The organism is Enterobacter ludwigii, assembly GCF_001750725.1.
In the GTDB taxonomy this organism is placed as follows: domain Bacteria; phylum Pseudomonadota; class Gammaproteobacteria; order Enterobacterales; family Enterobacteriaceae; genus Enterobacter; species Enterobacter ludwigii.
This window is the reverse complement of sequence record NZ_CP017279.1, coordinates 2,032,798-2,057,641: the sequence shown is the minus strand read 5'-3', so window position 1 is coordinate 2,057,641 and position 24,844 is coordinate 2,032,798. Positions and strand designations below refer to the sequence as shown.

23 protein-coding genes and 1 pseudogene are annotated in these 24,844 nt (G+C 53.6%); 13 read left to right on the top strand and 11 right to left on the bottom strand.

Annotated elements, in window-relative coordinates; all coding sequences use genetic code 11:
• Window positions 1–6: 6 nt before the first annotated feature.
• A complete protein-coding gene (gene ruvB, locus BH714_RS09680) occupies window positions 7–1,017 on the top strand; it encodes a Holliday junction branch migration DNA helicase RuvB (protein WP_014170640.1) in 1,011 nt (336 codons plus the stop codon).
• A gap of 39 nt (window positions 1,018–1,056) precedes the next feature.
• Here the strand turns inward: ruvB and znuB are convergent, their stop codons facing one another.
• Together znuB and znuC are read right to left on the bottom strand one after the other, a co-directional pair.
• Window positions 1,057–1,842: a zinc ABC transporter permease subunit ZnuB gene (gene znuB / locus BH714_RS09675; protein ID WP_040017788.1), complete on the bottom strand. Its 786-nt coding sequence runs from the start codon at window positions 1,840–1,842 to the stop codon at window positions 1,057–1,059.
• Window positions 1,839–2,594: a zinc ABC transporter ATP-binding protein ZnuC gene (gene znuC, locus BH714_RS09670; RefSeq protein ID WP_014170638.1), complete on the bottom strand. Its 756-nt coding sequence runs from the start codon at window positions 2,592–2,594 to the stop codon at window positions 1,839–1,841. The genes znuB and znuC overlap by 4 nt, the downstream gene beginning before the upstream one ends.
• 77 nt (window positions 2,595–2,671) lie before the next feature.
• On the opposite strand from znuC, the gene znuA reads away from it, so the two are divergent.
• The 3 genes from znuA to lpxM all read left to right on the top strand — a co-directional run bounded on the left by znuA (window position 2,672) and on the right by lpxM (window position 6,042).
• A complete protein-coding gene (znuA, locus tag BH714_RS09665) occupies window positions 2,672–3,616 on the top strand; it encodes a zinc ABC transporter substrate-binding protein ZnuA (protein WP_025203849.1) in 945 nt (314 codons plus the stop codon).
• Window positions 3,617–3,631: 15 nt separating this feature from the next.
• Window positions 3,632–4,951 carry a murein DD-endopeptidase MepM gene (gene mepM, locus BH714_RS09660; protein WP_014170636.1) on the top strand — a complete coding sequence of 440 codons (1,320 nt, stop codon included), beginning with the start codon at window positions 3,632–3,634 and terminating at the stop codon, window positions 4,949–4,951.
• A 119-nt stretch (window positions 4,952–5,070) separates the two neighbouring features.
• A complete protein-coding gene (lpxM, locus tag BH714_RS09655) occupies window positions 5,071–6,042 on the top strand; it encodes a lauroyl-Kdo(2)-lipid IV(A) myristoyltransferase (protein ID WP_032678429.1) in 972 nt (323 codons plus the stop codon).
• Between the two features lie 55 nt (window positions 6,043–6,097).
• On the opposite strand, the gene pyk is transcribed toward lpxM, so the two are convergent.
• Both pyk and BH714_RS09645 read right to left on the bottom strand, forming a co-directional pair.
• A complete protein-coding gene (gene pyk, locus BH714_RS09650) occupies window positions 6,098–7,540 on the bottom strand; it encodes a pyruvate kinase (protein WP_020883399.1) in 1,443 nt (480 codons plus the stop codon).
• A 124-nt stretch (window positions 7,541–7,664) separates the two neighbouring features.
• The gene (locus BH714_RS09645) at window positions 7,665–8,534 is read right to left on the bottom strand and encodes a MurR/RpiR family transcriptional regulator (RefSeq protein WP_025203851.1); all 870 of its coding nucleotides are present in this window, start codon (window positions 8,532–8,534) and stop codon (window positions 7,665–7,667) included.
• A 357-nt stretch (window positions 8,535–8,891) separates the two neighbouring features.
• Between BH714_RS09645 and zwf the strand changes: the two genes are divergently transcribed.
• From zwf to kdgA, 3 genes are all read left to right on the top strand, one after another.
• Window positions 8,892–10,367, top strand: coding sequence for a glucose-6-phosphate dehydrogenase (gene zwf, locus BH714_RS09640; protein WP_020883401.1), 1,476 nt, complete (start codon window positions 8,892–8,894; stop codon window positions 10,365–10,367).
• Window positions 10,368–10,601: 234 nt separating this feature from the next.
• Complete coding sequence (gene edd / locus BH714_RS09635; protein ID WP_014170631.1) at window positions 10,602–12,413, top strand: phosphogluconate dehydratase; 1,812 nt, start codon at window positions 10,602–10,604, stop codon at window positions 12,411–12,413.
• A 39-nt stretch (window positions 12,414–12,452) separates the two neighbouring features.
• On the top strand, window positions 12,453–13,094 hold the full coding sequence (kdgA, locus tag BH714_RS09630; protein ID WP_020883402.1) for a bifunctional 4-hydroxy-2-oxoglutarate aldolase/2-dehydro-3-deoxy-phosphogluconate aldolase: 642 nt from the start codon (window positions 12,453–12,455) through the stop codon (window positions 13,092–13,094).
• 40 nt (window positions 13,095–13,134) lie between these two features.
• Here the strand turns inward: kdgA and purT are convergent, their stop codons facing one another.
• Complete coding sequence (gene purT, locus BH714_RS09625) at window positions 13,135–14,313, bottom strand: formate-dependent phosphoribosylglycinamide formyltransferase (RefSeq protein ID WP_040017782.1); 1,179 nt, start codon at window positions 14,311–14,313, stop codon at window positions 13,135–13,137.
• Between the two features lie 170 nt (window positions 14,314–14,483).
• Here purT and BH714_RS09620 point away from each other — a divergent pair, with 170 nt between their 5' ends.
• Together BH714_RS09620 and ptrB are read left to right on the top strand one after the other, a co-directional pair.
• Window positions 14,484–15,134, top strand: a complete 651-nt coding sequence (locus tag BH714_RS09620; protein WP_020883404.1) for a tellurite resistance TerB family protein — start codon at window positions 14,484–14,486, stop codon at window positions 15,132–15,134.
• 85 nt (window positions 15,135–15,219) lie between these two features.
• Complete coding sequence (ptrB, locus tag BH714_RS09615; protein ID WP_040017781.1) at window positions 15,220–17,280, top strand: oligopeptidase B; 2,061 nt, start codon at window positions 15,220–15,222, stop codon at window positions 17,278–17,280.
• Here the strand turns inward: ptrB and exoX are convergent.
• From exoX to BH714_RS09600, 3 genes are all read right to left on the bottom strand, one after another.
• On the bottom strand, window positions 17,277–17,939 hold the full coding sequence (gene exoX / locus BH714_RS09610; protein ID WP_014170626.1) for an exodeoxyribonuclease X: 663 nt from the start codon (window positions 17,937–17,939) through the stop codon (window positions 17,277–17,279). The two genes, ptrB and exoX, sit on opposite strands and share 4 nt — an antisense overlap.
• Window positions 17,940–17,963: 24 nt before the next feature.
• Complete coding sequence (locus tag BH714_RS09605; RefSeq protein ID WP_040017780.1) at window positions 17,964–18,614, bottom strand: carbon-nitrogen hydrolase family protein; 651 nt, start codon at window positions 18,612–18,614, stop codon at window positions 17,964–17,966.
• 109 nt (window positions 18,615–18,723) lie between these two features.
• Window positions 18,724–18,954, bottom strand: coding sequence for a DNA polymerase III subunit theta (locus tag BH714_RS09600; RefSeq protein WP_013096102.1), 231 nt, complete (start codon window positions 18,952–18,954; stop codon window positions 18,724–18,726).
• 137 nt (window positions 18,955–19,091) lie between these two features.
• Between BH714_RS09600 and yobA the strand changes: the two genes are divergently transcribed.
• From yobA to BH714_RS09585, 3 genes are read left to right on the top strand one after another with little or no spacing between them, the layout of a single operon-like run.
• Window positions 19,092–19,463, top strand: coding sequence for a CopC domain-containing protein YobA (gene yobA / locus BH714_RS09595; RefSeq protein WP_020883407.1), 372 nt, complete (start codon window positions 19,092–19,094; stop codon window positions 19,461–19,463).
• A 1-nt stretch (window position 19,464) separates the two neighbouring features.
• Entirely contained in the window at window positions 19,465–20,334 is an 870-nt protein-coding gene (gene copD, locus BH714_RS09590) for a copper homeostasis membrane protein CopD (RefSeq protein ID WP_040017778.1), read from the top strand.
• A 16-nt stretch (window positions 20,335–20,350) separates the two neighbouring features.
• Window positions 20,351–20,689, top strand: coding sequence for a YebY family protein (locus BH714_RS09585; protein WP_014170622.1), 339 nt, complete (start codon window positions 20,351–20,353; stop codon window positions 20,687–20,689).
• 689 nt (window positions 20,690–21,378) lie between these two features.
• Here the strand turns inward: BH714_RS09585 and BH714_RS09580 are convergent.
• From BH714_RS09580 to BH714_RS09575, 3 genes are all read right to left on the bottom strand, one after another.
• Window positions 21,379–22,245 (bottom strand): glycosyltransferase family 17 protein, encoded by an 867-nt coding sequence (locus tag BH714_RS09580; protein ID WP_020883409.1) that lies wholly within the window; start codon window positions 22,243–22,245, stop codon window positions 21,379–21,381.
• A gap of 65 nt (window positions 22,246–22,310) precedes the next feature.
• Window positions 22,311–22,514 carry a hypothetical protein gene (locus BH714_RS23595; RefSeq protein ID WP_236918400.1) on the bottom strand — a complete coding sequence of 68 codons (204 nt, stop codon included), beginning with the start codon at window positions 22,512–22,514 and terminating at the stop codon, window positions 22,311–22,313.
• 552 nt (window positions 22,515–23,066) lie between these two features.
• Window positions 23,067–24,008, bottom strand: a complete 942-nt coding sequence (locus BH714_RS09575) for a VirK/YbjX family protein (RefSeq protein ID WP_014170619.1) — start codon at window positions 24,006–24,008, stop codon at window positions 23,067–23,069.
• Between the two features lie 167 nt (window positions 24,009–24,175).
• Here BH714_RS09575 and pphA point away from each other — a divergent pair.
• Window positions 24,176–24,820 (top strand): annotated as a pseudogene (gene pphA, locus BH714_RS09570) (protein-serine/threonine phosphatase).
• Window positions 24,821–24,844: the final 24 nt, after the last annotated feature.

Sequence of the window (24,844 nt, the reverse complement as noted above, 5' to 3'; positions counted from 1 at the left end):
TAAAGGATGATTGAAGCAGATCGCCTGGTATCGGCAGGCACCCTTCAGGCAGAAGACGTGGTGGATCGCGCCATCCGCCCGAAACTGCTTGATGAGTATATTGGCCAGCCGCAGGTTCGTTCTCAGATGGAGATCTTCATCCAGGCGGCAAAACTGCGCGGCGATGCACTCGATCACCTGCTGATTTTTGGCCCTCCCGGTCTGGGAAAAACCACGCTGGCGAACATTGTCGCCAATGAAATGGGCGTTAACCTGCGCACAACCTCTGGCCCGGTACTGGAAAAAGCGGGCGATCTGGCGGCAATGTTGACCAACCTTGAACCGCATGACGTGCTGTTTATCGATGAGATCCACCGTCTGTCGCCGGTTGTGGAAGAGGTGCTCTATCCGGCGATGGAAGATTACCAGCTGGACATCATGATCGGTGAAGGTCCGGCAGCACGTTCCATCAAAATCGATCTGCCTCCGTTTACCCTGATTGGCGCGACGACGCGTGCCGGGTCATTGACCTCTCCGCTTCGCGATCGTTTTGGTATCGTTCAGCGTCTGGAGTTCTATCAGGTTGCGGATCTTCAGCATATCGTTGGCCGCAGTGCCCGCTATATGGGGCTGGAGATGAGCGAGGAAGGGGCGTTTGAGGTAGCAAAGCGCTCCCGGGGGACGCCGCGTATTGCGAACCGCCTGTTGCGTCGCGTACGTGACTTTTCCGAAGTAAAGCACGATGGCACGATCTCGGCTGAGATTGCAGCGCAGGCGCTGGATATGCTGAATGTGGATGCCGAAGGCTTTGACTACATGGACCGTAAGCTGTTGCTGGCGGTACTGGATAAGTTCTTTGGCGGTCCGGTCGGACTGGATAACCTGGCGGCAGCGATTGGTGAAGAGCGCGAGACAATTGAAGATGTGCTTGAGCCGTATCTAATCCAGCAGGGTTTCTTGCAACGTACCCCGCGCGGTCGTATGGCAACGGTGCGGGCGTGGAACCATTTTGGTATTACCCCGCCAGCGATGCCGTAGCAGAGGTCCCCTCTCCCGGGTGGGAGAGGGGAGAGGCGATCAGCTTGCAGGCTTCTTCATCATACTGAAGATAAACAGCAGCGCCGCACACAGCACCACAGACGGGCCGGCTGGGGTATCGTAGAACGCCGAGAAGGTTAACCCTCCCGTTACCGCAATCATCCCGATGATAACCGCGATACCGGCCATTTGCTCCGGCGTACGGGCAAAACGACGCGCAGTGGCCGCGGGGATAATCAGCAGGGAAGTGATGATCAGCGCGCCGACGAATTTCATCGCCACACCAATCGTTAACGCCGTCACCAGCATCAGCAACAGCTTCACGCGCTGCAGCTTCACGCCGTCGACAAACGCCAGATCCGGGCTGACGGTCATCGCCAGCAAATTACGCCACTGCCAGAGCAGAATACCCAGCACGACCACCACACCACCGGCGATGGAGATCAGATCTTCAGGCGTCACGGCCAGCAGGTCACCGAACAGGTAGGCCATCAGATCAACACGAATGTTCGACATCAGGCTCACGACCACCAGACCCAGCGACAGGGCGCTGTGGGCCATAATACCAAGCAGCGTATCGATGGCGAGGTGAGGGCGCTTTTCCAGCCATACCAGCCCTGCGGCCAGCAGCAGCGTGACCACAATCACCGCGTAGAAGGGATTCACGTCCAGTAACAGGCCAAAGGCAACGCCCAGCAGAGATGCGTGTGCCAGCGTATCGCCAAAATAGGACATTCTGCGCCACACCACAAACGAGCCCAGCGGGCCCGCGGCGCAAGCAAGCATAATCCCGGCCAGCCAGCCGGGCAGTAACAGTTCAATCATGAGTGTCCATTTCCCCGGCGCAGGACAATTCGTCCCTGTAAATCATGGCGGTGATTGTGATGATGGCGATAAATTCCCAGCTGCTCAGCGCCGCGAGGGCCGAACATGGAGATGAATTCAGGGTGCATTGACACCACTTCCGGCGTGCCGGAACAGCAGATGTGATGGTTAAGGCACAGCACTTCGTCGGTCTTGGCCATCACCAGATGGAGATCGTGGGAAACCATCAGCACCGCACAGTTGAGTTCGCGGCGTAGCTGGTCGATTAAATCGTAAAGTGCGACCTGACCATTCACGTCCACACCCTGCGTCGGCTCATCCAGCACCAGAAGCTGTGGGCTGCTCAACAGGGCGCGGGCAAGCAATACGCGCTGGGTTTCACCGCCGGACAGTTTCTGCAGCGGGGCATCGATCAGATGGCCTGCCTGCACGCGTTTCAGCGCCGGAAGAATATCGGCTTTATGTGTCCCGGGGCGCAGACGCAGGAAGCGGCTAACCGTCAGCGGCAGTGTGGCGTCGAGGTGGAGTTTTTGCGGCACATAGCCGATGCGTAATTTTTCCTCACGGCGGATAACCCCTTCGTCAGGTGTTACCAGACCCAGCACCACGCGCACCAGGGTGGATTTCCCTGCGCCATTGGGGCCGAGCAGCGTCAGAATTTTGCCGGGTTTCAGATCCAGCGACACGTCAGAGAGGACGCGGCGTTGGCCAAATGAGACCGAAATATTGTCGAGAGAAACCAAAGTCGTCATGTCAATTTAAGCTTGCAGAAGTCAACGAATGTTATAATATCACATCCCACGCATTCATTACGATGATTAGTCGCATTATGTTACATAAAAATACGCTTCTTTTCGCAGCATTATCCGCTGCCCTTTGGGGTTCAACAGCACAAGATGTTAACGCTGCTGTTGTCGCTTCGCTTAAACCGCTCGGTTTCATTGCTTCCGCGATTGCAGATGGGGTTACTGACACCCAGGTTCTGCTCCCTGATGGGGCTTCCGAGCATGATTATTCCCTGCGTCCATCTGATGTAAAACGCTTACAAAACGCGGACTTAGTTGTCTGGATTGGTCCAGAGATGGAAGCGTTTATGCAGAAGTCGGCAAAACAGGTGCCGGGCGAAAAACAGGTCGCCATTGCCGAACTCCCGGGCGTGAAACCGTTGCTCATGAAAGGGGCTGATGACGACGGTGATGAACATGATGCCGGACACGCCGACGGCGAAAAAGGTGATGGGGATCACCATCACGGCGAGTACAACATGCACCTTTGGCTATCCCCAGAGATAGCGCGGCTTTCGGCGGTTGCAATCCATGACAAATTAGTGGAACTTATGCCGCAAAGTCGAGCCAAACTAGACGCCAACCTGAAGGATTTTGAGGCACAATTAGCCGCAACTGATAAGCAGGTGGGTAATGAGCTCGCACCGTTGAAAGGAAAAGGGTATTTCGTTTTTCATGACGCCTATGGCTATTACGAGAAACACTACGGCCTGACCCCGCTGGGGCACTTTACCGTCAACCCTGAAATTCAACCTGGTGCGCAGCGTTTACATGAAATCAGAACACAGTTGGTTGAGCAGAAAGCGACATGCGTTTTTGCTGAGCCACAGTTCAGGCCAGCGGTCGTAGAAGCCGTGGCCAGGGGAACATCCGTGCGCATGGGAACCCTTGACCCGCTAGGAACGAATATCCAGTTGAGCAAAGCGAGCTATTCGCAGTTTCTCAGCCAACTGGCGAACCAGTATGCGAGCTGCCTGAAAGGAGATTAACGAGGAAGTGAATACGTGCAACAGATAGCCCGCTCTGTCGCCCTGGCATTTAACAATCTGCCTCGACCCCATCGCGTTATGCTGGGGTCTCTTACAGTTCTCACGTTAGCGGTCGCCGTCTGGCGGCCCTATGTTTACCATCCGAGTTCTGCCCCAATCATCAAAACCATCGAGCTTGAGAAGAGCGAGATCCGCTCTCTCCTCCCTGAGGCCAGTGAACCTATCGACCAGGCGGCTCAGGAAGATGAAGCCATCCCGCAGGATGAGCTGGACGATAAAACCGAGAATGAAGCGGGGATCCACGAATATGTCGTTTCGACGGGTGATACGTTAAGCAGCGTTCTGAACCAGTACGGTATCGACATGGGAAACATCAGCCAGCTGGCGGCGGCTGATAAAGATCTTCGTAATCTGAAAATTGGTCAACAGCTCTCCTGGACGTTAACCGCTGATGGCGATCTGCAACGCCTGACCTGGGAAATGTCCCGTCGCGAAACCCGCACCTACGATCGCACTGCAAACGGTTTCAAAATGACCAGTGAAATGCAGAAAGGCGACTGGGTGAACAGCGTGATGAAAGGGACCGTAGGCGCAAGCTTCGTCTCCAGCGCGCGCGATGCGGGGCTGACCAGCGCCGAAATCAGCTCGGTAATTAAAGCCATGCAGTGGCAAATGGACTTCCGCAAACTGAAGAAAGGCGATGAATTCTCCGTTCTCATGTCCCGTGAAATGCTTGACGGCAAGCGTGAGCAGAGCCAACTGGTGGGCGTGCGTCTGCGCTCTGATGGCAAAGATTACTACGCCATTCGTGCCGAAGACGGTAAGTTCTACGACCGCAGCGGTACCGGGCTTGCGAAGGGCTTCCTGCGCTTCCCGACGGCTAAACAATTCCGTGTCTCATCCAACTTTAACCCGCGCCGTTTGAACCCGGTCACCGGGCGCGTTGCGCCGCACCGTGGCGTTGACTTTGCCATGCCGCAGGGGACACCTGTGCTGGCTGTGGGTGATGGCGAAGTGGTGATTGCAAAACGCAGCGGTGCGGCCGGGTATTATGTCGCGGTGCGTCATGGTCGTACCTACACCACCCGCTATATGCACCTGCGTAAGCTGCTGGTTAAGCCGGGCCAGAAAGTGAAACGTGGCGACCGTATCGCGCTCTCCGGGAATACAGGGCGCTCTACCGGGCCGCATTTGCACTATGAGGTGTGGATTAACCAACAGGCAGTGAACCCGCTTACGGCGAAACTGCCGCGTACCGAAGGCCTGACAGGTAAAGATCGTTCCGATTACCTGGCGCAGGTGAAAGAGGTGATTCCGCAGCTGCGCTTTGATTAAGCCCTCTGTTTAGTGAAAAAGCCGGCCTCAGTATGTGCCGGCTTTTTGTTTTGTGCGCGAGCGGCTGCCTCGCTACACTATCTGAATGAAATTTTGCGTCACCAGACCCTGGAACCAGCATGGAAACCCAAAAAAACAATATTGAGTACATTCCTGAGTTTGAAAAATCTTTTCGCCACCCGCGCAACTGGAGTGCCTGGCTTGGCGTTTACGCATTTGCGGGGATTGCGATGTTACCTGCCTCGGTTCGCGATCCGGTACTGGGAAAAATAGGCCGCCTGGCGGGCCGGTTTGGTAAAAGTGCCCGTCGCCGTGCGCAGATTAACCTCCTGTACTGTTTCCCGGAGAAGAGTGACGCCGAGCGCGAAGCGCTGATTGACGACATGTATACGACCGCGCCTCAGGCCATGGCAATGATGGCCGAACTGGCGCTCAAAGGGCCGGAGAAAGTTCAGACGCGTGTTGACTGGAAAGGGCTGGAAATCATCGAAGAAATGCGCCGCAACAACGAGAAGGTGATCTTCCTCGTTCCTCACGGCTGGGGCGTGGATATTCCTGCGATGCTGATGGCGTCACAGGGGCAGAAAATGGCGGCAATGTTCCATAACCAGGGCAATAAGATCTTTGATTACGTCTGGAACACCGTGCGTCGCCGTTTTGGTGGCCGTCTGCATGCGCGTAATGATGGCATCAAACCGTTTATACAGTCCGTGCGTCAGGGCTACTGGGGTTACTATCTGCCGGATCAGGACCACGGCCCCGAGCACAGTGAGTTTGTGGATTTCTTCGCGACGTATAAAGCCACGTTGCCGGCGATTGGCCGCCTGATGAAAGTCTGCCGTGCGCGCGTCATTCCGCTGTTTCCGGTATACGACGGGAAAACCCATCGCCTGAGCATTGAAGTGCGTCCACCGATGGATGATTTACTGACGGCGGACGATCACACCATTGCGCGCCGAATGAACGAAGAGGTCGAGATTCTGGTGGGACCGCATGCTGAGCAATACACGTGGATACTGAAGTTGCTCAAAACGCGTAAGCCCGGTGAAACAGAGCCGTACAAACGCAAAGAACTTTTCCCGAAGAAATAAGCAGAAATAAAAAAAGCCCGCTCCGAAAAGAGCGGGCTTTTTAACAGGGACGTGCTTACTCGACGGTCAATACGCGAGTGGTATTGGTCGAGCCGATGGTGCTCATCACGTCACCCTGAGTCACAATCACGATATCACCGGAGACCAGATAGCCTTTGTCGCGCAGCAGGTTCACGGCGTCGTGGGCAGCCGCGACACCGTCGTTGGTGCTGTCGAAGTGAACCGGCGTGACACCGCGATACAGCGCCGTCAGGTTCAGCGTACGCTCGTGGCGAGACATGGCGAAGATGGGCAGACCGGAGCTGATACGGGAGGTCATCAGCGCGGTACGGCCAGATTCGGTCATGGTGATAATCGCCGTTACGCCTTTCAGGTGGTTAGCGGCGTACATGGCAGACATCGCAATCGCTTCTTCCACGTTGTCGAACTGCACGTCCAGACGGTGTTTAGAGACGTTGATGCTTGGGATCTTTTCAGCACCCAGGCAAACGCGTGCCATCGCGGCTACGGTTTCAGCAGGGTACTGGCCGGCTGCGGTTTCTGCAGAAAGCATTACGGCATCGGTACCGTCCAGCACGGCGTTAGCCACGTCCATCACCTCTGCACGGGTCGGCATTGGGTTGGTGATCATGGATTCCATCATCTGGGTTGCGGTGATCACGGCGCGGTTAAGCTGACGTGCACGGCGGATCAGTGCTTTCTGGATCCCCACCAGCTCAGGGTCGCCAATTTCCACGCCCAGATCGCCACGGGCAACCATCACCACGTCAGACGCCAGAATCACGTCATCCATCGCGTCCTGATCGCAAACGGCTTCCGCACGTTCCACTTTAGCAACGATTTTGGCATCACAGCCCGCATCACGTGCCAGACGGCGCGCGTAGTTCAGGTCTTCGCCACAGCGCGGGAAGGAGACGGCCAGATAGTCAACGCCAATCAGCGCAGCGGTCACGATATCCGCTTTGTCTTTATCGGTCAGCGCTTCGGCTGAGAGACCACCGCCAAGTTTGTTAATGCCTTTGTTGTTTGAGAGCGGGCCGCCGACGGTGACTTCGGTGAAAACCTTCATCCCCTGAACTTCCAGCACTTTCAGCTGAACGCGACCGTCGTCGAGCAGCAGGATATCGCCAGGCACAACGTCAGCCGGCAGACCTTTATAGTCGATCCCAACTTTTTCTTTATCGCCTTCGCCTTTACCCAGGTTGGCATCGAGCAGGAATTTATCACCGATATTGAGGAAGACTTTACCTTCTTTGAAGGTTGAAACACGAATTTTTGGACCCTGCAGGTCCCCGAGGATAGCAACATGACGGCCAAGTTTGGCCGCAATTTCACGCACTTTGTCGGCACGTAATTTATGGTCTTCTGGCGTACCGTGAGAGAAGTTCATACGCACCACGTTGGCACCCGCGGCGATAATTTTCTCGAGATTGTTATCGCGGTCAGTGGCCGGGCCTAAGGTGGTTACGATCTTGGTTCTGCGAAGCCTTCTGGACATGTAATACTCCGTTGACTGAAACAACTTTGGTGTTGCGTGAACATTAAATCGGCCTTCATCTGCTGCAAGGCAACAGAGAGAGGACCGAATGCCGTAAATCGTTACATCGTAGTTATTAAACTATTTAGGGAACATCGCTTTTCATAAGCAATTCTTTATCAAAACGCGATTCCTTAAGCGCTTCCTTGACACGCTTCAAGTTATCTCTGAATTTTGCGCCACGGCGCAGGGTGAAACCGGTTGCCAGCACGTCAATCACCGTGAGCTGCGCCAGACGGGAGACCATCGGCATATACATGTCGGTGTCTTCCGGGACGTCAAGGGTGATGGCGAGCGTCGCTTCTCTTGCCAGCGGCGTGCCCGCCGTCGTGAGGGCAATAACCATGGCATCGTTTTCACGCGCCAGTTGCGCCAGCTCCACCTGGCTTTTGGTGCGCCCGGTGTGCGAAATGAGTACCACGACATCATCTTCACTGCAATTCATACAGCTCATGCGTTGCAGGACAATGTCATCGGAATAAATGACCGGGACGTTAAAGCGGAAGAACTTATTCATGGCGTCATGCGCCACGGCCGCCGACGAGCCGAGGCCAAAGAACGCAATGCGCTTGGCCTGGGTCAGTAAATCCACCGCGCGGTTCACGGAATTCATATCGAGGGACTGGCGAACGTGGTCCAGCGTAGCCATGGCCGACTCAAATATTTTCGCCGTATAGGCATCAACACTGTCGTCTTCATCCACATTGCGATTAACATAAGGCGTGCCGTTTGCCAGACTTTGTGCAAGATGCAGTTTAAAATCAGGAAAGCCGCGCGTTTCAAGGCTACGGCAGAAGCGGTTAACCGTCGGTTCGCTGACGCCTGCCTCCTGCGCCAGAGCGGCGATGCTTGAATGAATCGCCTGAGCAGGAGCGGCAAGAATGACTTCGGCCACTTTTCGCTCGGATTTGCTAAGGTGTTCCAGTTGGAACTGGATTTTTTCCAGCATGTTCATTGTTAACAGGGCGCTCATGGGTGGAAACGATTTCATTAATTCATGAAATCATGATTCGATTTAGCCGATATTACCCCTGTGGCTTCCATAAAGGGTAACAGTCGACAAGATAATGTTGTTGTTTTTTTTCATTACTTGATCGGTGTCGGGTTTTGTTATGACCCTGTAGTTCAAAGAATCAACGCTTTTTGCGTGATTCCGCCACCACACGCGTCTGACGGCGAAAAAATCGCGGTATCGCACGCGAGGTTAAGCGCTAATGGTTTCGGGAATGACGTAAAAGCAGTACAGTGCAACGTAATAAAATTACAACGATACCTGGCAGAAGTACCAGGTGATCCAACTGAGGAGAATGACATGGCGGTAACGCAAACAGCCCAGGCATGTGACCTGGTCATTTTCGGCGCGAAAGGCGATCTTGCACGCCGGAAATTGCTGCCTTCCCTGTATCAACTGGAGAAAGCGGGCCAAATTCATCCGGATACGCGTATCCTGGGCGTTGGGCGCGCCGACTGGGACAAGGAAGCTTATACCAAGGTCGTACGCGAGGCGCTCGAAACTTTCATGAAGGAAAAGATTGATGAAAGTTTGTGGGATACCCTCAGCGGACGTCTTGATTTCTGTAACCTGGACGTGAACGACGTCAGCGCGTTTAACCGTTTAGGCGCGATGCTGGATCAGAAAAACCGTGTCACCATTAACTACTTCGCCATGCCGCCAAGCACTTTCGGTGCAATCTGCAAAGGCCTGGGCGAAGCGAAGCTGAACGCTAAACCGGCACGCGTGGTGATGGAGAAACCGCTGGGGACCTCTCTTTCAACCTCCCGCGAAATTAACGACCAGGTCGGCGAGTACTTCGAAGAGTGCCAGGTCTACCGCATCGACCACTATCTTGGTAAAGAGACGGTACTGAACCTGCTGGCGCTGCGTTTTGCCAACTCCCTGTTTGTGAATAACTGGGACAACCGTACCATCGACCATGTGGAAATCACCGTGGCCGAAGAGGTGGGGATTGAAGGCCGCTGGGGTTACTTTGACCAGGCCGGTCAGATGCGCGACATGATCCAGAACCACCTGCTGCAAATCCTTTGCATGATTGCCATGTCTCCACCGTCTGACCTGACGGCGGACAGCATCCGTGATGCTAAAGTGAAAGTGCTGAAGTCGCTGCGTCGCATCGATCGCTCAAACGTGCGTGAGAAAACGGTACGCGGCCAGTACACCGCAGGGTTTGCTCAGGGTAAAAAAGTGCCGGGCTACCTGGAAGAAGAGGGCGCCAACAAGGCGAGCAATACCGAGACGTTTGTGGCGATCCGCGTGGATATCGATGACTGGCGCTGGGCGGGCGTTCCGTTCTACCTGCGTACCGGTAAACGTCTGCCGACCAAATGCTCTGAAGTGGTCGTTTACTTCAAAAACCCTGAACTCAACCTGTTCAAAGAGTCCTGGCAGGAGCTGCCGCAGAACAAACTGACCATTCGTCTGCAGCCAGACGAAGGGGTGGACATCCAGATCCTGAACAAAGTGCCGGGCCTGGATCATAAACATAACCTGCAGACCACCAAGCTGGACCTGAGCTACTCCGAAACGTTCAATCAGACGCACCTTGCCGATGCTTACGAGCGTCTGCTGCTGGAAACCATGCGCGGTATCCAGGCGCTGTTCGTGCGTCGTGATGAAGTGGAAGAGGCGTGGAAATGGGTCGACTCCATCACTGAAGCCTGGGCTGCGGATCAGGATGCGCCGAAACCGTATCAGGCGGGCACCTGGGGGCCTGTCGCGTCCGTCGCGATGATCACCCGTGATGGCCGCTCCTGGAATGAGTTTGAGTAAAATAATCAGCTGCCTCTTAGGTGTTATTTTACCGGTAACATGATCTAACACAGCTCGTGGCACAATTTATAAACTTTTAAGCTCCGCGTGGATTCACCCGCGGAGCTTTTTTTATTACACTGCCGGAAGTGATTTTGCCCCTGAGCTCCGGACAGCAAGCGTTTCAGCGTTGTTAATAATCGCCAGCGACTTTGTAAACTCCCGAGCCCGGACAGATAAATTAGAGGAGCTTTTATGAATCCGACATTGTTACGCGTAACACAACGCATTATTGAGCGCTCGAAAGAGACCCGTTCTGCCTACCTCGCCCGGATTGAACAGGCTAAAAGTAATACCGTTCATCGCTCACAACTCGCCTGCGGTAACCTGGCGCACGGTTTCGCCGCCTGCCAGCCCGACGATAAAGCCTCGCTGAAAAGCATGCTGCGTAACAATATCGCCATCATTACCTCCTACAACGACATGCTTTCAGCGCATCAGCCGTACGAAGTGTATCCGGAGATCATCCGTAAAGCGCTGCACAGCGTCAATGCGGTAGGCCAGGTCGCGGGCGGCGTGCCGGCCATGTGCGACGGCGTGACGCAGGGTCAGGATGGGATGGAGCTCTCTCTGCTGAGCCGCGAAGTGATTGCGATGTCGGCCGCAGTGGGCCTGTCTCACAATATGTTTGATGGCGCGCTGTACCTCGGCGTGTGCGATAAAATCGTCCCGGGGCTGGCCATGGCAGCGCTATCGTTCGGCCATCTGCCTGCGATCTTCGTGCCATCAGGTCCGATGGCAAGCGGTCTGCCAAACAAAGAAAAAGTGCGTATCCGTCAGCTGTATGCGGAAGGTAAAGCAGACCGTCAGGCACTGCTGGAAGCGGAAGCCGCTTCCTACCATGCGCCGGGTACCTGTACTTTCTACGGTACGGCCAACACCAACCAGATGGTGGTGGAATTTATGGGCATGCAGCTTCCTGGTTCCTCTTTCATTCAGCCGGATGCGCCACTGCGTAAGGCCCTGACTGAAGCAGCTGCCCGCCAGGTAACGCGTCTGACCGGTAACGGCAACGCGTGGATGCCGCTGGGTAAAATGGTCGACGAGAAAGTGATCGTCAACGGTATCGTTGCGCTGCTGGCAACCGGCGGCTCAACCAACCATACCATGCATCTGGTGGCGATGGCGCGCGCGGCGGGCATCCTGATTAACTGGGATGATTTCTCTGATATCTCGTCTGTGGTGCCACTGATGGCGCGCCTGTACCCGAACGGCCCGGCTGACATCAACCACTTCCAGGCTGCCGGTGGCGTGCCGGTGCTGATGCGCGAGCTGCTGAAAGGCGGTCTACTGCATGAAGATGTGAACACCGTGGCGGGCTTTGGTCTGCAGCGTTATACCCATGAGCCGTGGCTCAATAACGGTGAGCTTGACTGGCGTGAAGGCGCCACCGCCTCGCTTGACGCACAGGTTATCGCCACCTTTGAACAACCTTTCTCTCGTCACGGCGGCACCAAAGTGCTCAGCGGTAACCTGGGGCGTGCGGTGATGAAAACCTCCGCCGTACCGGAAGAGAACCAGATTATCGAAGCGCCGGCCGTGGTGTTTGAAAGCCAGCATGACGTTTTGCCTGCGTTTGATGCCGGTCTGCTCGACAAAGATTGCGTCGTTGTGGTGCGCCATCAGGGGCCAAAAGCGAACGGGATGCCAGAATTACATAAACTTATGCCGCCACTTGGTGTATTATTGGACCGCCGTTTCAAAATTGCGTTAGTGACCGATGGACGCCTCTCTGGTGCATCAGGTAAAGTGCCTTCTGCCATCCACGTGACCCCGGAAGCTTACGACGGCGGTTTGCTGGCGAAAGTTCGTGATGGAGACATGATCCGCGTCAACGGTCAGACAGGTGAGTTAACCCTGCTGGTGGATGACGCTGAACTGGCGGCACGTAAGCCACATATTCCTGACCTGAGCGCATCGCGCGTGGGAACCGGACGCGAAATGTTTGGCGCGCTGCGTGAGAAACTCTCCGGTGCGGAGCAGGGCGCAACCTGTATTACGTTTTAAGACGACTTGATTTTATCGATCTGGCGAGAGAAAACTCTGATGAAAAACTGGAAAACAAGTGCAGAAGCAATCCTGACCACTGGCCCTGTCGTGCCGGTAATCGTGGTGAACAAGCTGGAACATGCTGTCCCGATGGCGAAAGCCCTGGTCGCGGGTGGTGTTCGTGTTCTGGAAGTGACCCTGCGTACCGCCTGCGCGATGGACGCTATTCGCGCTATCGCCAAAGAAGTGCCGGACGCGATCATCGGTGCGGGTACCGTACTGAACGCACAGCAGCTGGCTGACGTGACCGAAGCGGGCGCGCAGTTCGCTATCAGCCCTGGCCTGACCGAGCCGCTGCTGAAAGCTGCAACCGAAGGCACGATCCCTCTGATCCCGGGTATCAGCACCGTATCTGAACTGATGATGGGTATGGATTACGGCCTGAAAGAGTTCAAATTCTTCCCGGCTGAAGCTAACGGCGGCACCAAAGCGCTGCAGGCTATTGCGGGTCCATTCTCTCAGGTTCGCTTCTGCCCGACGGGCGGTATCTCTCCGGCAAACTACCGTGACTACCTGGCGCTAAAAAGTGTCCTGTGCATCGGCGGTTCATGGCTGGTTCCTGCGGATGCGCTGGAAGCAGGCGACTGGGATCGCATCACTAAACTGGCTCGCGAAGCGGTTGAAGGCGCGAAGCAGTAAGCGAAGACAGTATGAAAAACGGGCCTGCTGGCCCGTTTTTTTATCCTGCAACCTTCACGTTCGCGGCGGCTGTTTTGGCTCTTGCCACAGCCTCATCCACGTTTTCACCGGTCGCTAGCGCCACGCCAAGGCGGCGCGTGCCGTCAATCTCCGGTTTCCCGAACAGTCGAACCTGCAAGCCTGCACCCATAGCCCCTTCGACGTTATCAAAGGTGACGTTCTGGCTGGTTAATTGCGGCAGGATCACCGCCGAAGCCGCCGGGCCGTACTGACGAATGCCGCCAACGGGCAGGCCGAGGAAAGCGCGCACATGCAGGGCGAATTCAGAAAGGTCCTGTGAAATCAGCGTGACCATCCCGGTATCGTGCGGGCGAGGGGAGACTTCACTGAAAATTACCTCGTCGCCGCAGACAAACAGTTCCACGCCAAACAATCCGTAACCGCCCAGCGCCAGAACCACTTTACGGGCAATTTCCTGCGCACGTGCCAGCGCCAGGTCGCTCATCTGCTGCGGCTGCCAGGATTCACGATAGTCGCCATCTTCCTGGCGGTGGCCAATCGGATCGCAGAAATGGACGCCATCAACGGCGCTGACCGTCAGCAGCGTGATTTCGAAATCAAACTTTACGACGCCTTCGATAATCACGCGACCGGCACCGGCACGTCCTCCCTGCTGGGCATACTCCCACGCTTTATCCAGAGTGCTGCTGTCGCGGATAAAGCTCTGTCCTTTACCGGAGGAACTCATGACGGGCTTAATGAGGCACGGGTAGCCAATTTCGTCGACAGCCTGCAGGAAAGCGGCTTTATCGCCGGCAAAACGGTAGCCTGAGGTAGGTAAGGCCAGCTCTTCAGCCGCCAGACGACGAATGCCTTCGCGGTTCATGGTGAGTTTGGCTGCTTTTGCGCAGGGCACCACGCGCTGGCCTTCCTGCTCAAGGGCGATCAGCGTATCGGTAGCAATGGCTTCAATTTCGGGTACCACGAAATCTGGTTTCTCCTGCGTAATGAGCGTATGCAGGGCATCGCCATCCAGCATATTGATCACATAAGAACGGTGGGCGACATGCATGGCAGGTGCGTCAGCGTAACGATCCACTGCAATGACTTCCACGCCCAAACGCTGGCACTCAATGGCGACCTCTTTACCCAGTTCGCCCGATCCTAACAGCATCACACGCGTCGCCGCAGGTCGCAGCGCGGTTCCTAAACGAGTCATAACAATCCCCCTGAAAAAGTTGCGCGCATTATAAACGTAAACGTTTGCGTCTGTCTTGTTCAGGGCCCGAGAGCGATCAAGAAATTTGCGCTTCTTTAGCCGTGGCAGACATTTCCTGACGCCTGCTCGCTTACGCTGGGAGACATATTCACCGTTAAGTGAGGGAAACCATGTCAGGCTGGCTAAATCAATTGCAATCCATGTTGGGGCAGAAAACGTCGTCATCCGGCGAGCAGGGGCTGAGCAAACTCCTGGTGCCGGGGGCGCTTGGCGGGCTGGCTGGACTGCTGGTTGCCAATAAATCCTCGCGTAAGTTACTGGCAAAGTATGGTACCGGCGCGCTGCTGGCGGGCGGCGGCGCTATTGCGGGTACCGTACTGTGGAACAAATACAAGGACAGAGTGCGGACCGCGCACAGCGACGAACCCCACTTTGGTGAGCAGACCTCGCCGCTGGATCTGCGTACCGAACGGCTCATCCTGGCACTGGTGTTCGCGGCGAAAAGCGACGGGCACATTGATGACCAGGAACGATCGGCGATTGAGCAGCAACTGCGCGAGGCCGGTGTCGAAGAAAGGGGCAGAGCGCTGGTGGCGCAGGCCATCGAACAGCCACTCGAACCGCAGCGTCTGGCGCAAAGCGTGAAAAATGAGGAAGAGGCGCTTGAGCTCTATTTTCTGAGCTGTGCCGCCATCGATATCGATCACTTTATGGAGCGCAGCTATCTCAATGCGCTGGGTGATGCTCTGAAGATCCCACAAGATGTCCGGGACGGGATCGAGAAGGATATTCAGGAGCAAAAACGGGCATTACAGGGCTAACTGCCGCCGTCGCAGCCATGTTTCGCTTGCATCATGCGTGGGTTTTGCCAACCTTATAGGGTGTAAAACTCAAAAGAATGATGACATGCCACCGAAAGCCCGACGTACTCCTTATGCGATCACCACGCATGGCGATACGCGTATAGATAACTATTACTGGCTGCGGGACGACTCCCGTTCCCGGCCAGAAGTGCTCGACTACCTGCACGAGGAAAACGACTATGGCCGCAAGGTCATGTCCAGCCAGCAGGCGTTGCAGGAGCAGCTGTTAAATGAAATGGTGCAGCGTATCCCCCAGCGCGATATTTCCGCGCCCTGGACCAAAAATGGCTATCGATATCGCCATATCTACGAACCTGGCAACGAGTACCCTATCTACCAGAGACAGTCGGTGTTATGCGCCGAATGGGATGAGTGGGATATCCTGCTGGATGCCAACCAGCGCGCTGCTCACAGCGAGTTTTATACCCTCGGCGGCATGTCCATCTCCCCCGATAACACCATTATGGCGCTGGCGGAGGATTACCTCTCCCGTCGTCAGTACGGTTTGCGTTTTCGCAACCTGGAAACCGGTAACTGGTATCCGGAAATGCTGGATAACGTTTCGCCGGACTTTGTCTGGGCGAATGATTCCGAAACGGTCTACTACGTCAAAAAGCATGCCTCCACGTTGCTGCCTTACCAGGTGTGGCGCCACACCGTTGGGACAGATTCTGCTGACGACGAACTGGTTTACGAAGAGAAAGACGAAACGTTTTATGTCAGCCTGCACAAAACCTCGTCCCGCCACTATGTGATTATCTTCCTGGCCAGCGCCACAACCTCTGAAGTTCTGCTTCTGGACGCCGAGCTACCTGATGCGCAGCCGCTGTGCTTCCTGCCGCGACGTAAAGATCATGAATACAGCCTCGATCACTTCCAGCACAGCTTTTACCTTCGCTCTAATCGGGAGGGTAAAAACTTTGGCCTCTACAAAACCAAAGTACGCGATGAACGTAAGTGGGAAGTGTTAATCCCCGCCCGGGAGCAGGTGATGCTCGAAGGGTTTACGCTGTTCACCGACTGGCTGGTGGTTGAGGAGCGCCAGCGGGGGCTGACCAGCCTGCGGCAAATTAACCGCAAAACGCGGGAAGTGATCGGGATTGCGTTTGACGACCCGGCCTATGTTACGTGGATAGGGTTTAATCCTGAGCCGGAATCGTCGCGTCTGCGCTACGGCTACTCGTCTATGACCACGCCCGATACGCTCTTTGAGCTGGATATGGACACCGGGCAACGTCAGGTGCTTAAACAGTCCGAAGTGAAAGGGTTTGATTCCGACAACTACCGAAGCGAACACCTGTGGGTTACCGCCCGCGATGGCGTCGAGGTGCCGGTCTCGCTTGTTTATCATCGGGCGCATTTCCAGAAAGGTAAGAATCCGATTCTGGTTTACGGCTACGGCTCCTACGGCTCAAGCATGGACGCTGATTTCAGCAGCAGCCGGCTAAGTCTGCTGGATCGCGGTTTTGTGTTCGCCATTGCGCATGTTCGCGGCGGCGGGGAGCTGGGACAGCACTGGTATGAAGACGGGAAATTCCTGAAAAAGAAAAATACTTTCAATGATTATCTCGATGTCTGCGATGCGTTGATTGAGCAGGGCTATGGCGATCCTGAGCTTTGCTTTGGTATGGGCGGCAGCGCGGGAGGATTATTGATGGGGGCTGTCATCAATCAGCGCCCCGATCGCTTTAAAGGGATTATTGCGCAGGTGCCGTTTGTCGATGTGGTAACGACCATGCTGGATGAATCCATCCCGCTGACGACCGGAGAGTTTGAAGAGTGGGGCAACCCGCAGGATGAGATCTACTATCGCTACATGAAAGAGTACAGCCCGTACGACAATGTGGAAGCGAAAGCGTATCCGCACATGCTGGTGACCACCGGATTGCACGATTCACAGGTGCAATACTGGGAGCCTGCAAAATGGGTGGCGAAACTGCGGGAACTGAAAACCGACGACAACCTGCTGCTACTGTGCACGGATATGGACTCCGGTCACGGCGGGAAATCGGGACGATTTAAATCTTACGAAGGCGTGGCACTGGAGTATGCGTTTTTGATTGGCCTGGCACAGGAGACGCTGCCAGGCCGTGCGGAGCGTTAAGCTTCGCCAAGATAGTGCTTAAGCGTTAAACGCAGTTCCGGGCTCATCTTATCGAGGTTGTTATAGAGCCAGCGCAGATAGCCCGGATCTTTATCCGCAATATCGGAAACCGCCCGACCGCGGTATTTGCCAAAGGTGAAGGTAGTCAGCAATGCCGGACGCCCGGTAATGGTCGCCATATCATCAGGGGTCCAGCCGGAGTTATTCATAATATCAATGAGTAACGCGGCGGTGATGTAGCAGTCATACAGGGCGCGGTGATGGTGCAGACCCTCCGGCGTTCTGACGCTCAGCTTACGGGATTTGTACAACGCCATATTGCTGTACTTAATCCCAGGCCAGAGACGACGCGCCAGTTTCATCGTGCAAATCCATTCTCCGGGCATGTCGGGGAGCACCCGGCGGTCAAAACTGGCGTTGTGCGCGACGTACCACGGGCTACCGTAATAATGGGGTATCACCTCTTCTATCCACGGTTTGTCCGCCACCATCGATTCTGTAATGCGATGAATAGCCATTGCCTGCGGGCTGATCGGGCGGTCGGGACGTACCAGATGGCTCATTGGGTTGACTATTTTTCCATCAATCACGTCGACAGAAGCCACTTCCACTATTCCGCCCTGAAGATCGCAGGTTTCGGTATCGATGACGCGCAGCATTGAACTCTCCTGAGCCTAAAACGCCTAGCCTAAAGGAATGATATCGCCTTGCCAACCCTGTCTGCCAAGAGATCCGGTCAATAGCAGTTCACCTTTGTCCGCGCGGACGATCAGCTGACCTTTTTCATCCCATAACGCGCTGCCGCCGCGCGCGTTCGCCATTAACACCGCAATGGCATATTTGTGTGCGAATCGCTGCAGGGTACTGATGGATTGCCGCCAGCGGCTATCTCCCACTGACTGGCTGCTGGTAAACAGCGTCGCCTGTGGGTCGAGATTTGGCGAATCAGCATGTGCATCGATGATCGTCAGCTGTTTATCACCCGGGATCAGGCTTGCACCACGACCCTGAGGGTAGCGCAGGATGCTATGGCGAGAAGGGGTAAACAGGGCAAGGCCTTTCTGGCGATGGCCATTCACGTCGAGCGGAAGCCCGGCAATAATAGTGATCCGGTATAATTTCGCGGCGTTTAGCAACGGGGCCAGCTGTTTATCATCGGGAGGGGCAGGGAGCGTCGTTGTCCCTGGGCCAGTTAATGAGAGCTCCGGGAATACCAGCAAATCGCACTGCTGTCGTGCCGCTTCGGCAATGAAACGGAGATGGTGCGCGACATGTTCATCTACACTGTGGTGCAGCCCGGCATACTGGGCCGCAGCAATATTCCATTGTGACATCGTGACTTCCTTTACACAGAGTCGCAGTGATTTAAGAATACACCTAATTTAATCAGGGTTTTCTTATCCTGCCATATTCCGCGTAAGGAAGTGTAACGACTCGTTAAGCTTATTTAACTTTAGGTTCGTACGGTAAACGAGAAAGGTTAACTGAGGCGAGACGATGCGCAATTAAGCGTTCGCGAAACCAGTCGCGCAGATGAGCAGGTTGCTCACGTTCGACCACTTCAGCCACGATGGGCATGTTGTAACGCTCTTTAAATGCGACGCCGGCGGCAGCGAGATCGACATTCACTTTATCCATCTCGTCCTGAGGAAGGGCGGCCAGATTGATCTTCATTACCTTCTCCTTTTTAGACGGCGGCAACGTTACCGCGATTGCTCGACGATGACAAGCAGAGGTGGGATGATCCTCGACTCGCTTATTATACAGAGTTATTCTTTGCCATACAGGCATAACAAAAAGGAATGATTGCGATGGGTTTATCCTCTTCCCGCGCGGCAGGCGCACTGGTCTTTCTGGCCTCTTGCGTGATGTCACCCTCCGTGCTGGCGCACGCTCACCTTAAACAACAGACTCCGGCAGCAGATAGCCTCGTGACGGCACCGCGGACGCTGACGCTGACGTTTTCAGAAGGTATTGAGCCCGGTTTTAGCGGTGTGGTGGTGACGGATGCACAAAAGCAGACCATCAGGACCGGTGCCGTTAAACGCGACGAGAAAGACAAGACGCAGCTGAATGTGCCGCTGGATCGCGAGTTGACGCCCGGAACCTACCAGGTTGACTGGCATGTGGTGTCGGTAGACGGCCACAAGACAAAAGGCAGTTATCACTTTAGCGTGAAATAGCATGCTGGCGATGTGCTACGTAGGGCTGCGCTTTCTCCATTTCGGCGCGTTAATGCTTATTTTTGGCAATGCGCTTTATAGCGTCTGGTTTGCTCCTTCCTCTCTGCAACGGCTCATGTCCCGGCGTTTTCAGTCGCAGCAGAGAATGGCGGCGTTAATCAGCCTGGTGACAGCGCTCCTGATGTTTACGCTTCAGGGTGGGTTAATGGGGAATGGCTGGGGCGATGTCGTCAACCCCGACATCTGGCGTAGCGTGCTGGGGACGCAGTTTGGAAGCGTCTGGCTGTGGCAAATCATTCTCGCGGCCCTTACTGCCGGTACAGCATGGCTGGCTCCGCATAAAGGCTCACGGCTGTTACTGCTCGCCATGGGACAGTTCGTCCTTCTGGCCGGAGTGGGACATGCAACAATGAACGAAGGCGCGGTGGGCGCATTACAGCGTCTTAATCACGCTCTTCATGTGTTATGTGCTGCAACCTGGCTTGGCGGATTACTGCCGCTGCTGTTTTGCATGCGTCTGGCGAAAGGGCAGTGGCAGCCTGCTGCAATCTACACCATGATGCGCTTCTCACGCGTGGGGCATTACGCCGTAGCAGGCGTGGTGCTTACCGGCGTTTTCAATGCGCTGTTTATTCTGGGTATCGATATTCCCTGGCAGACCCGTTACGTGCAATTTTTGTTGTTCAAATGTGCGCTGGTGGCTTTGATGGTGGTAATTGCGCTGGCAAATCGGTATTTTCTGGTGCCACGGTTTCGTGCGCAAAGCGGGCGAGAACAACAAATATTTATCAGAATGACACAAGCAGAAGTGGTGCTGGGTGCGCTGGTGCTGGCTACAGTCAGTCTGTTCGCGACCTGGGAACCCTTCTGACAAGGTTAACTATCCTATGAAAAAGACACTACTTTCTCTCATCTTACTGGCCTGCACGGGGAGCGCCCTGGCCGCACCACAGGTCATTACCGTCAGCCGTTTTGAAGTGGGTAAGGACAAATGGGCGTTTAATCGTGAAGAGGTGATGCTGACCTGCCGTCCGGGGCACGCCTTGTATGCGATTAACCCAAGCACGCTGGTGCAATACCCTTTAAATGATGTCGCAGAGCAGCAGGTCGCCAGCGGCAAAAGCAGTGGACAGCCAATCAGCGTTATTCAGATTGATGATCCCGCGCATCCAGGGCAGAAGATGAGTCTGGCACCGTTTATCGAGCGTGCAGACACGCTTTGTTAATCTTCGGGTTTCCAATAAAAAACCGCAGATGCTTGCGAAAGCACTGCGGTTTTTCACTTTTAATGATGCTCATACGCTTTTTTTCCGGCCGCTTTAACTGAGGACTGGAAAACCTGGCGTCGTCATCTATTCTTAAAAGGCAAGGCGACTTAGCCTGCATTAATGCCAACTTTTAGCGCACGGCTCTCTCCCAAGAGCCATTTCCCTGGACCGAATACAGGAATCGTATTCGGTCTCTTTTTATCTATTTTAAATTTCAGTCACTTACAGCGATCTGCCACCAAAGTACTCTAAAATTGTCCGAACTTGAATATTCGGTATTTCCCGTTATACCACACCGTTTTTAACATTCACAATTCATTTACACGCAAATTTAGGGATCATCACGCACTCTTTTATCCTGCATCCCATTGTGTCCATGCGACGACAGTCAGTGCTGTTTGCCGCTTGAGTGTATGTCGGGACAGTGGCAATCATGGAAGATCGCTTGCAAATTTGCTTACAGGAACTGGGGTAACGGAGAGGTGTAGCACACATATGCGCGGCCATTAACCGTCAACTGTTGCGGAGCTATATCTTTTATCCGGGAAAGACTACGTTAAGGACAACCGGGAAAGGAGAGGGGGCATGGCATCAATGTTGATATAACCACAACACCCCGTTATGTTTGCTGGAAAGATATGACGTGATTAAAGGATAAAGTCTTTAAACTTATCTTTATTGTCAACGAGATAGGCTGGGAATACGGGTTTTTCTAGCGCCTGCCTGATTAGCTTCCTGTCTCTTCCCCAAATATCTTCTGCATTTTTGAGTACTTTCATAATGTGTTCTGGATTATTGAAATCAGGAGTATTGTATTCCTGATGAGAAATAGTCGCCATCTTCTCAGAAATGCGTTCAGGGGACATTACCCAGGAGAAATGCCAGCCACCATTATCGATAGTTTTATTCTTTAATTTAAAGAAGTTCCATTTAAACCACGACCAATTTTTATTTTTACGGGCATGCTTTATATTTCTGAAAGATTCAGGTTCACCATCAAAATAATTTAATAAATTTTTATATGTTGTTGCTCTCGGTAACGTGCATTTTCGGGGAGTACCATTAGTATTAAATACTTGCATATTAAACTGATAATTATAAAAATTTTGATGGATAGTCGTGCACAGATGGCGTGGGTTAATCCTGTCGATCACTGCGGGATCAAAAATTTCGTCTACATCAGAAACAAGAATGATATCGTCAGGCTGTGCGTTTACAAGCCCTTGCATAATGCTATTGCGGTGGTGCGATTCTACAGCCCAGGGATCAACTTCATTATCAGTGGTATATTTTGCACCCGGAATTTTTGTTGGGTCCGTATCGTTTACAACATAAATGATTTTATCGGCGAAACACGTGAACTTCTCGATGTCGAAATTGAGTTTCTTTGGTTTCCCGGTAAAAGTATATGTTGATTCAACAATAACGAATTTGTCAACGACATCCGAGAGTGTGTGTAGACGGATGTCTAACAACATATCTTCATCATAATATAAAAAACAATCATAAATCATCATCAATTCCTTAATCTTTTGCACCGATATCGCGCATTTTTCCTGTCACTTTATTTAATTCGTTTTCATTTAAAACTAAATGAGCGGCCAAAAAACACCCTGTACATCCCCATTACGCGAGGTAACTCACCGCCGGTGTATTTTCGCCAGCGATTGCTTCCTGCAAGCCCGGCAAACTTTGCCATTTGGGTACCCGTAAGACCGAGCGATGACTTGAGTAGAGCAAGGTCTTCCGGCGTAGGTGAGGCATAGTTTTCAATCAGAGGCATAACACACCAGTAAAAGCCGAACGGACATAGTTGGTTATCTAAATATAAGAAAATTAGGGTGGAGACAGCAATTGCATTCGTAAATCAGTATACAATTATAATCGTATCCCAACGAAATATCAGCAAAGTTTAGACACTTCAGTAATGAATAGCACCAGCATTTCTGTGACGATGATTGTACTACCTTTCGGGAGGTGAGACCCCGTGGCAAGAGGGCACGCTTTCGCACAACGGTAGCCCCTTCAGGATTTTTCATCAACGAACCAAAACAGAAACAAGCTTAATGTTCAGTCCGTTATTGTAAAATACCTTTGCAACAGCGGCAGAGTGGAGAGTAAATCACATTGAAAAGCGGGGCAAATGCACTGGAAGGAAGGTGAATTTTACCCCAAAGATCATCTGTTCTGGCCGGACGTAACCTCAAGGATCACTTTTTACCTATAAAAAAAAACCTTTCGACCGAATCGACATCAATCACCCGGCAAAACAGCATGCCCTTTTTGCCGGTTTTGTTAAATTTTTGTGCAGAGTTGAAGAAAGCTCTCAGCGCGCTTAAAAGCGTGATTTCACCTCAGCCTCAATGCAGTCAAGCAGTTCAAAGCGACGGCGATATTCCGCCCGTTTTTTACTGGCGATATCTTCCAGTGATTTACGCTCCATCTGTAACGGCAGTTGCCAGCAGAAGGGGGAGATTTTCTTACCGTCCAGACTCGCCCAGAATTCGTCATAGCTGGCATGGAAATGACGGCCTTTGCTCAGGCGGTAACGCAGTGCGCGGAAAACGTGCCCCTCATCACCGACAGCAAAAATCGCCCGGACGGATGAATGTGCGGCCAGCTGGAAAACCACTTCCATCAACACGCGTTTTGGAAACAGGCCATGGCAGGCGCGGGTCGCCAGTTTAATGGCGTCATGCGAGACGTTGCGACGTGGCCCCTGAAGCCCACCAATCACCAGCACTCGCTGCCCGTTGCTGCGTGCGACGCTAAACGTCAGGCTTGCGAGCACGGTATTCTCGCTGTCGCGCAGCCACAGCGTGCTTTCACCTTCCCGCTCGGCTTTGCCGGCAGAGGAGGCACTCACGGTATACGTCGCGTCGTTTTTTGCCTGAAATTGCACTATCGTCTGCTCTTGCGGGCTGGTCAGCGCGTTGGCGAGGGTGATATTTTTCAGGCTATCGACCCAGTGATAATGGCTGATGATAGCGTCAGCCCGATCGCCGGCCGTCAGGCCACGCATCAGATACTGCCGATGGGTTTTACTCGGTAAGGTAATTTGAGAGGCCAGCAGACGGTCAAAATCATCACGTCCTGAGAGCGTTTCCAGCACGCGATGGGTGGAAGACCAGAACAGGAGCGAGCGCAGCAGGAACTTCAGACGATACTCGCGCTTCTGCCAGATTGGACCCGGAACGCGTTTTCCTTTCACCAGCTCGGAAATGATATTTGTGCGATGCGGATAGAACACATCGTTGTGCAGGTGCATATTAGACACGTTAAGACCTCTCGTTTAATTCATGCCTTATTCTAAAGAGTCAGCAAAAAGGGATTAATAGCGCGCGGATCTTTATTTCCATTTGGTTTACCGTTCGTTTGGCTTTGTGAATGCTGCACGTGTCAGCTGCAATTTCTGCTGCGTCTATACTTAAGCAAGGAGGTTTTATGTATCAGCGAATCGATGGTGGGAAGTGGCGGCACGTCTGGGTTGTCAGCGACATACATGGTTGTTATCAGTGGCTCATGGATGAACTGAAACGCCGGCATTTTAATCCTTATGAGGATTTGCTTATTTCCGTAGGGGATGTAATTGACCGTGGCCCTGACAGTATTAAATGTTTACAGCTCATGAATGAAAAATGATTTCGTGCAGTACGGGGCAACCATGAACAAATGGCTATCGACAGCCTTGATAATAATGATTTTGCACTCTGGACAATGAATGGCGGAATTTGGTTTACCCGCCTTGAGCACACACAGCAGCAGCTGGCGCTGACGTTACTTAATGCGTGTCGGGAACTGCCGCACATTATCGAGATAACCTGTGCAAACGGTTTGAATGTGATTGCTCACGCTGACTATCCCGCAGCGGAATACCGCTGGCAAAAACCCGTAAGCGCCCAGCACGTACTATGGGATCGCGATCGGCTGATGGGGTTTATGGTCGGGAAAGGGCAGGGGATCGGCGGTGCGGACCATTTCTGGTTCGGACATACGCCACTTGACCGGCGGTATGATTTTAATAACCTGCACTACATTGATACCGGCGCCGTTTTCGATGGTTACTTTACGCTGGCGCAGCTTCAGTAATAAATAACCCGCCTTCGGGCGGGT

What these genes read in the sequence shown, in the direction of transcription:
- znuB (WP_040017788.1), bottom strand. Translation starts at nt 1,842, where the DNA reads ATGATTGAACTGTTACTGCCCGGCTGGCTGGCCGGGATTATGCTTGCT.
- exoX (WP_014170626.1), bottom strand. Translation starts at nt 17,939, where the DNA reads ATGCTGCGCGTCATCGATACCGAAACCTGCGATCTTCAGGGCGGAATA.
- pyk (WP_020883399.1), bottom strand. Translation starts at nt 7,540, where the DNA reads ATGTCCAGAAGGCTTCGCAGAACCAAGATCGTAACCACCTTAGGCCCG.
- BH714_RS09605 (WP_040017780.1), bottom strand. Translation starts at nt 18,614, where the DNA reads ATGTCACAATGGAATATTGCTGCGGCCCAGTATGCCGGGCTGCACCAC.
- lpxM (WP_032678429.1), top strand. Translation starts at nt 5,071, where the DNA reads ATGGAAACCCAAAAAAACAATATTGAGTACATTCCTGAGTTTGAAAAA.
- BH714_RS09600 (WP_013096102.1), bottom strand. Translation starts at nt 18,954, where the DNA reads ATGAAGATCAATCTGGCCGCCCTTCCTCAGGACGAGATGGATAAAGTG.
- BH714_RS23595 (WP_236918400.1), bottom strand. Translation starts at nt 22,514, where the DNA reads ATGCCTCTGATTGAAAACTATGCCTCACCTACGCCGGAAGACCTTGCT.
- BH714_RS09620 (WP_020883404.1), top strand. Translation starts at nt 14,484, where the DNA reads ATGTCAGGCTGGCTAAATCAATTGCAATCCATGTTGGGGCAGAAAACG.
- edd (WP_014170631.1), top strand. Translation starts at nt 10,602, where the DNA reads ATGAATCCGACATTGTTACGCGTAACACAACGCATTATTGAGCGCTCG.
- purT (WP_040017782.1), bottom strand. Translation starts at nt 14,313, where the DNA reads ATGACTCGTTTAGGAACCGCGCTGCGACCTGCGGCGACGCGTGTGATG.
- znuA (WP_025203849.1), top strand. Translation starts at nt 2,672, where the DNA reads ATGTTACATAAAAATACGCTTCTTTTCGCAGCATTATCCGCTGCCCTT.
- copD (WP_040017778.1), top strand. Translation starts at nt 19,465, where the DNA reads ATGCTGGCGATGTGCTACGTAGGGCTGCGCTTTCTCCATTTCGGCGCG.
- zwf (WP_020883401.1), top strand. Translation starts at nt 8,892, where the DNA reads ATGGCGGTAACGCAAACAGCCCAGGCATGTGACCTGGTCATTTTCGGC.
- BH714_RS09580 (WP_020883409.1), bottom strand. Translation starts at nt 22,245, where the DNA reads ATGATTTATGATTGTTTTTTATATTATGATGAAGATATGTTGTTAGAC.
- kdgA (WP_020883402.1), top strand. Translation starts at nt 12,453, where the DNA reads ATGAAAAACTGGAAAACAAGTGCAGAAGCAATCCTGACCACTGGCCCT.
- BH714_RS09645 (WP_025203851.1), bottom strand. Translation starts at nt 8,534, where the DNA reads ATGAACATGCTGGAAAAAATCCAGTTCCAACTGGAACACCTTAGCAAA.
- BH714_RS09585 (WP_014170622.1), top strand. Translation starts at nt 20,351, where the DNA reads ATGAAAAAGACACTACTTTCTCTCATCTTACTGGCCTGCACGGGGAGC.
- ptrB (WP_040017781.1), top strand. Translation starts at nt 15,220, where the DNA reads ATGCCACCGAAAGCCCGACGTACTCCTTATGCGATCACCACGCATGGC.
- ruvB (WP_014170640.1), top strand. Translation starts at nt 7, where the DNA reads ATGATTGAAGCAGATCGCCTGGTATCGGCAGGCACCCTTCAGGCAGAA.
- yobA (WP_020883407.1), top strand. Translation starts at nt 19,092, where the DNA reads ATGGGTTTATCCTCTTCCCGCGCGGCAGGCGCACTGGTCTTTCTGGCC.
- znuC (WP_014170638.1), bottom strand. Translation starts at nt 2,594, where the DNA reads ATGACGACTTTGGTTTCTCTCGACAATATTTCGGTCTCATTTGGCCAA.